This window comes from Pseudoalteromonas galatheae, assembly GCF_005886105.2.
Taxonomy (GTDB): Bacteria; Pseudomonadota; Gammaproteobacteria; order Enterobacterales; family Alteromonadaceae; genus Pseudoalteromonas; species Pseudoalteromonas galatheae.
Window position 1 is genome coordinate 3,145,186 of record NZ_PNCO02000001.1, and the last position, 13,177, is coordinate 3,158,362.

Below are 13,177 nucleotides of genomic sequence, written 5' to 3' on the forward strand. Positions count from 1 at the left end.
CTATTACTTAGACTGACATTGACCACTGATGTAGCCACCAACAAAGTCACTAAACAGTCTAAAATCTCTGATCCGCCCGGTAGTACGACGCCAAATCAAACCAATCTCACGATATGCATGATCTTGCGGTGGCATAGCCACTAAAGGTTTCCCCTCCAAAATCCCTGCATTGATAGCCATTTGAGGCAAAAATGTCACGCCATTTTTGTATTCCACCATACTTAATAAAGTATGTAGGTTTGCCGCCTCAAATGGATTAATGCATGCGCTACGATTTAAGTGGCAAGCGCTAAGTGCATGACCGGTCATGCAGTGCTCTTTTTCGAGTAAAAATACACTTTGCTCAGGCAGCAGATTAAAGTCGTCAATTGGCTCTGGTACACTGTACTCTGCATGTCGAACCAGACTAAAATGATCTTTTGCAAGCACTTGAGTATGAAATTTATCCGTTCTATAAGGTAGTGCCAACATTGCCATATCAATATGGCCATGCTCTAGCTTGTCCAGTAAGTTGTCACTGGTATCTTCAACTAGAACCAAATTAAGCGATTCAAACTCCTTTTTGCACGCCTGATAAAGTGGCGCGGCGATAAAACTGGCAATGGTGGGAATAATTCCTAACGTCAACTTACCAGACAATGGGTTTTTGTAGCTTTTAGTCAGCTCTTTAACACTCATGGTGTCATCAATAATTTTCCGAGCTCGCTCAACCACTTCTTCCCCAATATCGGTAAACATTAGGCTGCGATTTTCGCGTTCAATTAGCTGACATCCCAATGTCTCTTCAAGGTTTTGTATCGCGCTACTTAACGTCGACTGACCAATAAAGCATGCTTCCGCTGCACGACCGAAATGTTGGTGCTGATGCACCGCAAGAAGGTATTGTAGTTGTTTGATACTAGGTAGATTCGTCACAAGCTTTACTCTTAATTTTCAACAGCACAAATAAAAAGACCCCAACACCAAAGGTGTTGAGATCTTTTCAAGCTAAAAGTCTGTCTTTTTGAAAAGTGCGGTGTATCTTTATACGCCGAACACCAATCTCAAAATATAGAATATAACAATAGCAAGGGCAGCACCAACTGGCAATGTAATTACCCAAGAAACTACGATGTTACGAATAACACCCATGTTTAATGCCGCAATACCACGCGCCATGCCCACACCTAATACCGCACCAACTAGGGTTTGGGTGGTAGAGATTGGTAAGCCTGTGCCTGATGCAATTACTACTGTTGAAGCAGCGGCAAGTTCAGCTGCGAAGCCGCGGCTTGGAGTAAGGTGGGTGATGCCTTCACCAATAGTTTTGATAACTTTCTTACCAAGGATCGCAAGACCCGCAACAATACCTAAACCACCTAGAGGTAAGATCCACCAAGCTAGGGCCGCTTTCTTAGCAATTTCACCGTCGTTTTCAACAATGTTGACCACTGCCGCTAATGGACCAATTGCGTTAGCAACGTCATTCGAACCATGCGCGAATGCCATACAACATGCAGTTAGTACCATAAGGATAGCGAATACTTTTTCAACATTGTTGAACTGCATTTGCTTGTCTGCATTGGGATCCATTTTTAGTTTAGCAATCGCTATTTTACCGATAATAGCAATAATAATTGCAATCCCGATAGCAAGGGCAAAACCTTCGACAGTGCCGAGTTTAATACCAATATGCTTAAGGCCTTTTTTGATAGTAACCAAAGACATAACAAAGCCCGCTAGACCCATGTAAATAGGCACAAAACGTTTAGCATTTTCTAGTGGTTTATTGGTATCGAAGATGAGCTTCTGGGCACTCATAAAGATGAGATAGGCAATAAAGCCGGAAATAGCGGGGGTGACAATCCAGCTACCAACTATACCTGCAACCTTGCCCCATTGGATTGCTTCACTGCCCACGGCAACTAACGCGAAACCAATGATTGCACCAATGATTGAGTGTGTCGTAGATACAGGCCAACCTAACATTGAAGCCATCAATAGCCAGCTACCCGCAGCGAAAAGTGCAGAGATCATTCCTAATATCATCAGTTCAGGAATATCAATGAAAGGAGTAGAATCTATGATCCCTTTTCGGATCGTTGATGTTACCTCACCACCAGCAAGATAAGCACCAGCGAACTCGAAGATCATAGCAATAATAATTGCTTGTTTAATGGTAAGTGCTTTTGAACCTACCGAAGTACCCATAGCATTCGCAACATCGTTTGCGCCAATACCATAAGCCATAAAGAAACCAACTGCTGCGGCAATTAAAACCAATACAGTGCCGTAGGATGCAATGATATCCATAAGAAACCTTACTTTATTTTAAAAGATCGATTTTTATTAACGAGCTAACATCAGCTCAAGACGTGAACCAACGCGCTCTGCGATATCTGCAAGCCCACCTACCCATTCAATGATCTTGTATAAGAACATCGCATCAATTGGATTAAGCTCGCTTTCAACAGCGCGTAACTCTCGACGAATTTTGATTTGCATATCGTCGGTATCTTGCTCGATGGCATCAAGCTCAACTAGCATTTTTTCAACTAAAGTGACTTCACGGCCTCTAAAGCCTGTCTCAAGCAGTTCATCAAACTCGTTAATCGCTTCTGATGCTTGTTTAGTTGCGTCCACACAACGCGTGACGTAAGCAAGAAAGTCTTTTTGAATGGATTCAGGGATGACCATTTCACGACCGATAACGCGACCTGCGATATCTTTCGCTTTGTTGGCTATCTTATCTTGGTGGGTGATAAGTTCCAGTAAGTCAGTCCGTTCTACTGGCATGAATAAACCACGAGGCAAATGTAAGCGTACTTCACGCTTGAGTTCATCTGCTTCACGCTCTAGGTTGCGGATTTCAATGCGAATTGCATCTGCTTCTGTCCACTCCCCTTTGAAGACATGGTTAAAAAATGGGATCAAAGCCGCACTGGCCTGATGGACTATTTTTATATGCTCTTCAATTGGCTTAATAGGAGATTTAGCAAATACCCCTAAAAACGCGTTACTAGGCATAACTGACCCTTAAATCATATTTGTATGCATGTGCAGAGAGTAATTTTACAGCATTGAGCGCCGTTGTGAACGGTTTTATTGCAAGTTTAGATGAACTTACTATGAAATTGCGCGCCGAAAGCGCGCAACTAGTTGATAAGCATCACAAGGTTTTTGCGATATCTTCTTGAGATGTATGGCGAATATCTTTGCCATTTACGAAATAAATCACGTATTCCGCAATATTCTGACAACGATCGCCTATACGCTCCAATGAGCGCACAGACCAAATTAAATCCATGATTTTTGGAATAGAGCGTGGGTCTTCCATCATATAGGTCATAATTTGACGCGTTACGGCTTCGTATTCACGGTCCACTTTGGCATCAGCTTTATGCACTTCAAATGCCTTTTGCGCGTCCATACGAGCAAACGCGTCAAGCACATCATGCAGCATTTGCGACACTTGGCGGCCCATGTTGTCAATATTTACCAATAAGTCTTGCTGATCTTTGGTAAACGAATCCAACGCAACTTTGGCAATTCGCTCAGCTTCGTCTCCGATACGTTCAAGATCTGCAATCGTTTTTGCGATGGCAACGACCAAACGCAAGTCACTGGCTGCGGGCTGTCTTTTCGCAATTATACGTGTACATTCTTCGTCAATATTCACTTCCATCGCATTGACTTTGTAGTCGTTCTGACTGACTTTTTTCGCTTTTTCAGCATCATTGTGGTTAACCGCATCAAGCGCAGTGTTTAATTGCTGCTCTACCAGTCCACCCATACTGAGTACGTGATTTCTCACGTTTTCTAGCTCTTCATTAAAGCGGCCAGAAATGTGCTTATTAATATTGTGTTCCATGATATTCTCCTCGCAAGCTCGTCTTAACCGTAACGACCTGTAATATAGTCTTCTGTTTTCTTCTTAGACGGCGTGGTGAATAAGGTATTGGTATCTGCATACTCAATTAACTCACCCATATACATAAACGCAGTTTGATCAGATACACGCGCAGCTTGCTGCATGTTATGTGTAACGATAACTACAGTATACTTGTTTTTCAGATCGTTAATGAGTTCTTCGATAACCAATGTTGAAATCGGATCGAGTGCTGATGTTGGTTCATCAAGTAGCAACACTTCAGGTTCAATCGCGATAGAGCGAGCAATCACCAAACGCTGCTGCTGACCACCGGATAAACCAAATGCACTGTCATGAAGTCGGTCTTTTACTTCATCCCAAAGCGCGGCGCCACGGAGTGACTTTTCAACCACTTCGTCTAACTTACGCTTATCTTTGATACCTTGCAGGCGCAGACCATAAACCACATTCTCATAAATAGATTTAGGGAAAGGGTTTGGCCTTTGGAATACCATGCCTACGTTACGGCGCAGTGCCGCAACATCTACGCTCTTGTCATAAATGTTCTGCCCTTGAAGGTTAATTTCTCCTTCAATACGACAGCTATCAACCAGGTCGTTCATGCGGTTAATACAACGCAGTAACGTTGACTTACCGCAACCTGATGGACCGATAAATGCGGTTACTTGCCCTTTTGGGATCAACATATTGACGTTGCTAAGGGCTTGTTTATCACCATAGTAAAGATCTAGGTTTTTGATCTCTAGTGCGGTGAGTTCTGGACTTAAGTTTGCTAAATCAAGCTTGTTATTGCCGTTTGCTTGATTGACTTCTGGCGCTACTGTAATCATGTTTTTACCTATTAAAAATCTTTACTGTTAATGCTCTAACGATCTGAACTTTTCGCGTAAGTGGTTACGAATACCAATCGCTGTGATATTCAGTGCAATAATCACTGTAACCAATAGGAACGCGGTTGCATAAACCAAAGGTCTAGCAGCTTCAACATTCGGGCTTTGGAAGCCAACATCATAAATATGGAACCCTAAGTGCATAAACTTACGATCCAAGTGAATATAGGGGAAGTTTCCGTCTAGTGGTAGTGTAGGTGCCATCTTTACTACACCAACTAGCATAAGAGGAGCTACCTCGCCCGCAGCACGTGCGACAGCAAGAATAAGACCCGTCATAATTGCCGGACTTGCCATTGGTACTATGATCCGCCATAGAGTTTCTGCTTGAGTTGCACCAAGCGCAAGTGAACCATGACGCACTGAGCTTGGGATCCGAGACAAGCCTTCCTCCGTGGATACAATAACCACTGGTAAAGTAAGAATGGCAAGTGTAAGTGCAGACCAAATCACACCAGGTGTACCAAATACAGGGCTTGGCGCTGCCTCAGGATAAAAGAGTTCGTCAATTGAGCCGCCCAGCATATAAACAAAGAATCCTAAGCCAAATACCCCATATACAATAGATGGAACACCTGCGAGATTTATTACCGCGATGCGGATCATCTTAGTCACGGCATTCTTTGCTGCATATTCATGGAGATAGATAGCAGCAACCACACCAAAGGGTGTCACGATCACTGCCATCAGCATAACCATAAATACCGTACCGAAGATTGCTGGGAATACCCCACCTTCGGTGTTCGCCTCGCGCGGATCATCGCTCACAAATTTGCTAATTTGCACTAAGTAGTGGCCCGCTTTGGCAAAAAAGCCCATGTCATTAGGAAACCAAACATCCAATACTTGGTACAGCGGTAAAATTACTTCTTCGCCGCGCATATCGCGAACAACGACTTGGTCACGCTTTGCTTGCTTTCTTAGTTCAAAAAGACGCTTTTCGAATACTTTGTAATCTTCACGCAGCTCTGCACGGCGTGCATTAAGTTCTGCTAGCTTCTCATCAGTCAGTTCGTTATCTAACTGATATGACTTTTCTTTTAAGCGTAAGCGCTCAAGTTCATAGTTAATATGGCCGATTTCACTGTTTTGTAGATCTAGTGCCTCTTCATTTAGATCTACGGCACGCTCAACTAACTCATGCAGTTTTTTAACTGGTTGCTCCGTAACAACTTTGCCATCCTCTAAAACGCGGGCAACATAACCATAGAAATTACCATTTTTACTACGCTCAAATACCGCTAATTCCGCTGGTGTAGACTGGCTTTTGATGTCTGTTGATAACACCCAACGGAAATCAAGCTCTACGTATTCACGGTTACCTGTTTTTAATAGTAAACGCTCAACATTTTCACCTTCATATCCAGACAGATCATATCCAGCCGCTTCCAGACGAGATTTTGGTACCATCTCACGATCGTATATTTCACCAATTACCGTTTGCTTAGCAACTGAGCCGTCGAGATGCATTTCTACAACTTCTGATGGCCAAAAGAAGCTCAATCCTTTCCACGCTATCATCGCAAGTAGTCCAATTACTGAAATCAAACTAATACTGACCGCGCCACCTGTCATCCAGATCCACGGAGAACCTGACTTAAACCACTGTTTTACCATGTCATGTCACTCCAATTACATTGAACTGTACTTTTCACGCAGCTGCTGACGAACAAACTCAGCAACGGTGTTAAATACGAAAGTAAAAATAAACAATACAAAGGCAGCTAGGAACAAGATGCGATAGTGAGAGCTGCCAACTTCAGACTCCGGCATTTCCACCGCAATGTTTGCGGCAAGCGTACGCATACCTTGGAAGATACTCCAGTCCATGATTGGCGTGTTACCGGTTGCCATCAATACAATCATCGTCTCCCCTACGGCGCGACCAAGACCCATCATCACAGCAGAGAAGATACCTGGACTTGCTGTCAGCAATACAACACGAACCAAAGTCTGCCACTGCGTTGCACCGAGTGCTAATGAGCCATTTGAAAGGTGTTTAGGTACGCTAAATACCGCGTCTTCTGCAATAGAGAAGATTGTGGGAATAACCGCAAAGCCCATTGCGATACCCACTACTAGGGAGTTACGCTGGTCGAATGTTAGACCTAGCTCGTTGGTCAAATATTGGCGCACATTACCGCCAAACAGCCAAGACTCTATACCACCGCTCATAGCAAATGAAATCCAGCCTACGATAAGTACAACGGGGATCAGCAAGATTGAATGCCAACCTTCAGGCACCAAGTGTCTTATTTTTGCAGGTAGCTTAGTCCAGCCAAATGCCGTTGCTATCATTGCTATTGGCAATAGCACTAATAAAGCAACCACGGCGGGTAGATGCGTTTCGATTAAAGGAGCTAGCCACAGGCCCGCCAAAAAGCCCAAAATAACCGTTGGTAGTGCTTCCATTATCTCTACCGTCGGTTTAACCACTCGACGTAATTCACTCGACATGAAATAAGCGGTGTAGATTGCTGACGCTAGTGCAATAGGTACCGCAAATAACATAGCGTACATTGCTGCTTTAATAGTACCGAATGAAATCGGCACTAGGGAAAACTTAGACTCAAAGTCATCACTAGCTGAAGTTGATTGCCAAGTGTAAGCTGGCTCTGGATAACCTTCGTACCACACCTCTTGCCACAATGCAGACCAAGTTACTTCTGGGTGTTCATTGTGTAGCTCTACCACAGTTAATGTATCATCGGCGAGTAATAAAGCCGCATTCGCACGCGGCGCTACCGCAAATTTCTGTACTGCTTTGTCTGTGACTTTACCTTGCCATAAGTGCGCTTCACTGGTGGTGTAATATAGACCTAATTGACCATTTTCGTTGGTCGTGAAAAAAGTACGACGATAGTATTCACTGAATAGTTTTACCTGTTTGCTCTTTGGTGTCTCAAAAGAGCGGATTTTAGCAAACTGACGTCCGTCATCGGTATTGACCTCAAACCACTGTGAAACTTCACCGTTGTCGTTAGCAAGCATTAATGAATTGGCACCCGCTAGCAGGTTCATATCGACCAAGTTGGCGTTTTCTTCGTTTGCAGCAAGCAATTGGAATAACTCAACTTCAGAAGCATAGCGAGAATCAAAGACGTAAACCTGATTTGCTGAGCGAACAAATGTGCGCGATGTGTCTGGAGAAATAAGTAACTCATCAACACGACCATCAATATCTAGCTCGGTACGCTCAACTGCCCACTCAACCTCTCCAGTAAACATGTTTTCTTCTGCAACAAAAGAAGCAAAAATAACTCGTTTATCAACAGTTTGAGCAACAACAGCGGTTTTGTCTTCGAAGTGACTAAAGGCGAACTTACGAATTGCTTGGCCTTGTTCGTCGACAATCAGCTGTTTCGCATTAAGTGGATAACTTAAACGAGGGGTTAAAACACGTTGATTTCCCGGAAAGCTGACCGTGAACATCGGCTTCACTAGCTGTACTTGACCGTTATCCAGACCAAATGCATATTGCCCCAAGAAAGGCGCACTCTCTGCAAATGCTGTGACATTACCGTCAAGTTCAACATCCAATGTATCTAGTAATTTACCGGCGCTTTCACCTTTGATCTGGTAATAATCTACCGACCCCTGGCTACCAAGTAAGTACGCAATTTCAGTTTGTTCTTCTACTCCTACACCTAAATATGTTTTGTCTTGTGTAAGCTGAATATCCATACGCTTTTCAACCTTTGCTGACTCAAAGATTGGTTGAACAACATACAACAAATAGAAGAAGATAAGTAAAAGTGCGACTAATACCATTACCCCACCAGAAGTAATGCCAAATTGTGCAAACCTGTCTTTAAAGAGACGGCTTCTATCCGTTTTAAAGGATGGCTTTTGCGGATTTGAAGTCATCAATATACCCTTTGGTTTAAAAATTGGGGGCATTATATTTCATCAAGATGACAGTTGTGTTACACCTGAGACACAATTGAACTTTCTTCAATCGATATTGGTCATCAAGTTTATTATAAAAATAATGGAACTAATCGGCTCAAAAAACGCTCTGATTGTTAGTCTAGAGTAAATACGAAAAATCCGTTGCATTTCTTTACATTAAGTGTTTCTAGACACTGGACAAAGTGAGTTTTTAGACTAGTCTAAATCATGCGCCGAATTCGTTTTTTCGCCTACGGGCGCCACAAAAAAAGAGACATGATATGAAGCAGTTAATATTAACACTTATAGGTAAGGACCGACCGGGTCTCGTTGAGGAAATCTCTTCTACTATTCTTTCTAACCATGGTAATTGGCTAACCAGTAACTTAAGCCATCTTGCCGGACAATTCGCGGGCATAGTACAGGTTGAAGTTGCTGAAGAACATTTGCAGGAAATACAAGATGCATTGCATAAATTGCCAGGTTTGGACGTTAGCGTTGAATCAGGCGAAAACCAGCAAGCGCAGGATGAACCAGATACATTAAATTTAATTATTACAGGTAATGACAGACCGGGAATTGTGCAAGAGCTTGCTACGGTTATTCGTCACAAAGGCGCAAATATTACGCACTTAACTTCAAAACAAGGTAGCGCACCTAACTGGGGGCTGCCTATTTTCAGCGCTTTTGCGACGGTTACTTTACCTGCAGGCACAGTCAAAGAAAACGTTATTGAAGCGCTCGAATCAATCACCAGTGATTTGATCGTAGACATAGAAGAAAGTTAAGACCTCCACTATACTCATGAAGGTCACATGACAAACACGACAGGCGCGTTGTGTTTGTCATAATTATGTCACACACCCTGCTTAAGCTGTAAAAATAAGCTGTACCTATGGAAAGAACCATGCAGGCCGTATCTCCAGAGCATAAAACTATCACGTACTTTGCCAAAGAATTAAGCTGGCTCTCTTTTAACGAACGCGTGTTACAAGAAGCCAAGGACTCAACCAACCCGATCATTGAGCGGATCCGGTTTCTTGGCATATTTTCCAATAACTTGGATGAATTTTTCCAAGTTCGTGTAGCGGATGTAAAGCGTCGTATCTTATTAAATAACCTCCCTGATACCAATTTCGACGAAGATGAAGCACTGCTCGCTGACATTCAAAAAAAGGTATTGGAACTGGGTAAAAAATTTAGTGCTATTTATGACCAGATCCTCATCGATTTAAATGAGCATCATATCCATATTAAGCAACCAGACGCGCTATCGGATTTCCACAAGAATTGGTTGGCTAACTACTTTAAGGACCAAGTACTGCCTCACCTATTGCCAATGATGATTAACGAAAGCAAAGACTATTCGGATAATATCAATGACACCATGACCCACCTATTTGTGGAGTTAAATGGTGAGAAGCAGCATCATGCCTTTTTAGAAGTTCCCACTGACCGTCTGAACCGCTTTGTCCAGCTGCCACCGGAAAAAACCAGAAGGCATAAAACAATTGTGTTGCTTGATGACGTTATTCGATTCTTTATTGCCGATGTGTTTAAGAGCTTCTTCAAATTTGAGCGCATTGAAGCCTACTCGATGAAGCTCACTCGTGACGCAGAGTACAACTTAGATGACGAGCTTGAAGAAGGCGTGTTAGATACCATGTCAAAAGGTCTCAAACAGCGCTTATATGCTGAGCCTGTACGCTTGGTATACGAAGAATCAATGCCTGAAGAAATGTTAAAGTTGATGAAAAAACGCTTGGGAGTGACAGGCCAAGATGCCATGATCCCTGGTGGTAGATATCGCAATTTCAGAGATTTTATTTCTTTTCCAAACGTTGGACGTGGTTACCTAGAAAATAAGCCATTGCCGCCGCTTAAAAGTGCAGCTTTTTCAAAATACAGTAGCGTCTTTCGCGCGATTTCTACTCAGGATATTTTACTGTATTACCCTTATCATACCTTTAACCACATGCTGGAATATATCCGCCAAGCAGCATTTGATCCTAGGGTGACACAAATCAAGGTCAACATATATCGAGTTGCCAAGCAATCTCGCTTGATAGGCTCATTGATCAATGCAGCAAAGAACGGCAAAAAAGTGACCGTGATGGTTGAATTAAAAGCACGTTTCGACGAGCAAAACAATATTGAGTGGGCAAAACTCATGAGTGAATACGGTATTAAAGTCATGATTGGCATACCGGCGCTCAAGGTCCATAGTAAGCTTTGTGTGGTTCACCGTAGAGAAAAAGGCAAAATCGTCAAATATGCACACATAGGTACGGGTAACTTCCACGAAAAAACGGCTCGGATTTATACTGATTTCAGTCTGTTTACCAAACACCCCGATATTACGGAAGAATGCGATAGTGTGTTTCGCTTTATTGAGAGTAGTTACCTGCCGTTTAAATTCGAACACCTGATGATTTCCCCCATCAATGCACGTAGTCGAATTGTCGAGTTGATCGATGAAGAGATAACTCATGCAGAGCAAGGACGAACAGGAAAAGTAACAATTAAAATCAATAACTTAGTTGACAAGCAGCTCGTTGATAAGCTTTACGAAGCATCACGCAAAGGCGTCAAGATCCGCCTCATCGTGCGAGGTATGTGTGCCCTTGTACCGGGCCTTGCACAGTTTAGCGATAATATAAAGATCATTAGCATCGTCGATCGTTTCTTAGAACACCCGCGAGTGATGATTTTCGACAACAACGGTGACCCCAAGGTCTATATTTCCTCAGCGGACTGGATGACCCGTAACCTTGACCATCGTGTTGAAGTCGGCACGCCTATTTATGCCGATCATTTGAAGAAACTAATTATCGATATTATTGAATTGCAATTTAAAGATCGCACCAAAGCCAGAGTTATTGACGCCGAACAGAAGAATCTGTACGTTCGCCGAGGTAACCGTAAAAAAATTCGCTCTCAGATCGCGATTTATGACCATTTAAAAAAATGGGAGTTGCACCAATTAAATGAAGCGAAAGAATAACCGTTGAGGAAGAATATATGCGCGACTACCCTTCTATTGCCGCAGTGGACTTAGGTTCAAATAGTTTTCACCTTGTTGTAGCAAGAGAAGTAGATGGTCGCCTTCAACTCCTCCATAAAGAAAAACAACGTGTTTACTTGGCCGCGGGCCTTGATGACGATTTTAATTTAAGTGATGACGCGATCGCCAGAGCATTGGATACCCTCTCACAATTTGCGACGACACTACATGATTTTCCGAAAGAGTCCGTGCAAGTAGTGGCAACCTATACACTGCGAAACTGCAAAAACCTTAATTATTTTCTTGCTAAGGCAAAACAAGTTTTTCCATATCCAATCAATGTGATTTCAGGCCAAGAAGAAGCTCGTCTTATTTACCAAGGGGTCGCCAACCATGAACATGATAGTCACAACCGTTTGGTTATCGACATCGGTGGAGGCAGCACCGAGTTGGTTATTGGTCAGCACCTTACACACAAGCTGTTAAGTAGTCGCAATGTGGGCTGCGTGACCATGCAAAAAGCCTACTTTGCTGATGGTAAGCTATCTACAAAGCGATTCAAAAAAGCAGAAATAAAAGCAGAGCAACAAATTGAGAGTATTACCGCGAGCTACTTACGACTCGGCTGGAATACCGTTATCGGTACTTCTGGTACTATTAAGGCGATTGCGGCCATGGCTCACGAGCTCACTGAAGCCGATGAAATTACCCTGCCGATTTTGGAGCAAATTAAGCAGTTATTTATTGATGCTGAGCACATAGACAACGTCTCCTTAAAAGCACTACCAGAGGAACGAAAAACCAGTATCGCTGGCGGCCTTGCCGTACTGATAGCACTGTTTAGGCAGTTAGGACTTGAGCGCATGCGCCTTAGTGAATATGCATTGCGAGAAGGGTTATTGTTTGAAATGCATCAAACCGACGAGTTTGATATTCGTACCCGCACAATTAACACGTTCAGCGATCACTATAATATTGATAAGCAACATGCCGAGAATATTTGTGAAACCATCAAACTTTTTACCACTCAGCTAAAAGAGCACTGGCAACTATCCTCTTATGATGTCGAAATGTTATGTTGGGCAGCAAAACTCCACGAAGTTGGGCTCGCCATTAACTCTTCCGGCATGCATAAACACGGCGCTTATATTGTCAGGCACAGTCAACTTCCAGGCTTTACTCAAGCCCAGCAATTAAGGCTAAGTGCACTTGTACGCTTTTATCGAAAAAAGATAAAAATGCCAGAGTTAACGGAGTTAATCGATACAGATCTAACCCACTTTAACCGTGTTTTGGCGGTGTTTCGTCTCAGCGTTTTAGTGAACCAAAAACGCCAACAGGATCAACTTCCCGAATTAAGTATTACAGCTGTTGATAACGCCTTGATACTTCACATCGCAACTGAGTGGCTAGAGTCACACTCGCTGTTTCAAGCAGATTTAGAGCAAGAACAAAACTATTTAAAAACAATAGGTATTCAGTTTAACCTGAGCTTTGGATAAATAATATTAATACCGTTAG

The 13,177-nt window shown here is 42.9% G+C and carries 10 protein-coding genes; 3 read left to right on the forward strand and 7 right to left on the reverse strand.

The window, feature by feature from the left end:
* Positions 1–3 precede the first annotated feature (3 nt).
* The 7 genes from CWC29_RS13980 to CWC29_RS14010 form a co-directional block, all read right to left on the reverse strand.
* Positions 4–915 (reverse strand): hydrogen peroxide-inducible genes activator, encoded by a 912-nt coding sequence (locus CWC29_RS13980; protein ID WP_128727680.1) that lies wholly within the window; start codon positions 913–915, stop codon positions 4–6.
* A 108-nt stretch (positions 916–1,023) separates the two neighbouring features.
* Positions 1,024–2,292, reverse strand: a complete 1,269-nt coding sequence (locus CWC29_RS13985; RefSeq protein ID WP_128727679.1) for an inorganic phosphate transporter — start codon at positions 2,290–2,292, stop codon at positions 1,024–1,026.
* 36 nt (positions 2,293–2,328) lie between these two features.
* Positions 2,329–3,006 carry a TIGR00153 family protein gene (locus CWC29_RS13990; RefSeq protein WP_010607159.1) on the reverse strand — a complete coding sequence of 226 codons (678 nt, stop codon included), beginning with the start codon at positions 3,004–3,006 and terminating at the stop codon, positions 2,329–2,331.
* Between the two features lie 142 nt (positions 3,007–3,148).
* On the reverse strand, positions 3,149–3,850 hold the full coding sequence (phoU, locus tag CWC29_RS13995; protein WP_010607158.1) for a phosphate signaling complex protein PhoU: 702 nt from the start codon (positions 3,848–3,850) through the stop codon (positions 3,149–3,151).
* A 23-nt stretch (positions 3,851–3,873) separates the two neighbouring features.
* Positions 3,874–4,701, reverse strand: coding sequence for a phosphate ABC transporter ATP-binding protein PstB (gene pstB / locus CWC29_RS14000; RefSeq protein WP_010607157.1), 828 nt, complete (start codon positions 4,699–4,701; stop codon positions 3,874–3,876).
* A gap of 27 nt (positions 4,702–4,728) precedes the next feature.
* The gene (gene pstA / locus CWC29_RS14005) at positions 4,729–6,378 is read right to left on the reverse strand and encodes a phosphate ABC transporter permease PstA (protein WP_128727678.1); all 1,650 of its coding nucleotides are present in this window, start codon (positions 6,376–6,378) and stop codon (positions 4,729–4,731) included.
* Positions 6,379–6,393: 15 nt separating this feature from the next.
* On the reverse strand, positions 6,394–8,628 hold the full coding sequence (locus CWC29_RS14010) for an ABC transporter permease subunit (RefSeq protein ID WP_128727677.1): 2,235 nt from the start codon (positions 8,626–8,628) through the stop codon (positions 6,394–6,396).
* A 305-nt stretch (positions 8,629–8,933) separates the two neighbouring features.
* On the opposite strand from CWC29_RS14010, the gene CWC29_RS14015 reads away from it, so the two are divergent.
* From CWC29_RS14015 to CWC29_RS14025, 3 genes are all read left to right on the forward strand, one after another.
* Complete coding sequence (locus tag CWC29_RS14015) at positions 8,934–9,440, forward strand: glycine cleavage system protein R (RefSeq protein WP_128727676.1); 507 nt, start codon at positions 8,934–8,936, stop codon at positions 9,438–9,440.
* Between the two features lie 119 nt (positions 9,441–9,559).
* Positions 9,560–11,656, forward strand: coding sequence for a polyphosphate kinase 1 (ppk1, locus tag CWC29_RS14020; protein WP_128727747.1), 2,097 nt, complete (start codon positions 9,560–9,562; stop codon positions 11,654–11,656).
* A gap of 17 nt (positions 11,657–11,673) precedes the next feature.
* Complete coding sequence (locus CWC29_RS14025) at positions 11,674–13,158, forward strand: Ppx/GppA phosphatase family protein (protein WP_128727675.1); 1,485 nt, start codon at positions 11,674–11,676, stop codon at positions 13,156–13,158.
* The last annotated feature ends 19 nt before the right edge of the window (positions 13,159–13,177 follow it).

Bases quoted from the DNA above. Each gene is read 5' to 3' on its own strand.
- CWC29_RS13985 (WP_128727679.1), bottom strand. From the start codon at position 2,292: ATGGATATCATTGCATCCTACGGCACTGTATTGGTTTTAATTGCCGCA.
- CWC29_RS13990 (WP_010607159.1), bottom strand. From the start codon at position 3,006: ATGCCTAGTAACGCGTTTTTAGGGGTATTTGCTAAATCTCCTATTAAG.
- phoU (WP_010607158.1), bottom strand. From the start codon at position 3,850: ATGGAACACAATATTAATAAGCACATTTCTGGCCGCTTTAATGAAGAG.
- pstB (WP_010607157.1), bottom strand. From the start codon at position 4,701: ATGATTACAGTAGCGCCAGAAGTCAATCAAGCAAACGGCAATAACAAG.
- pstA (WP_128727678.1), bottom strand. From the start codon at position 6,378: ATGGTAAAACAGTGGTTTAAGTCAGGTTCTCCGTGGATCTGGATGACA.
- CWC29_RS14010 (WP_128727677.1), bottom strand. From the start codon at position 8,628: ATGACTTCAAATCCGCAAAAGCCATCCTTTAAAACGGATAGAAGCCGT.
- CWC29_RS14015 (WP_128727676.1), top strand. From the start codon at position 8,934: ATGAAGCAGTTAATATTAACACTTATAGGTAAGGACCGACCGGGTCTC.
- ppk1 (WP_128727747.1), top strand. From the start codon at position 9,560: ATGCAGGCCGTATCTCCAGAGCATAAAACTATCACGTACTTTGCCAAA.
- CWC29_RS14025 (WP_128727675.1), top strand. From the start codon at position 11,674: ATGCGCGACTACCCTTCTATTGCCGCAGTGGACTTAGGTTCAAATAGT.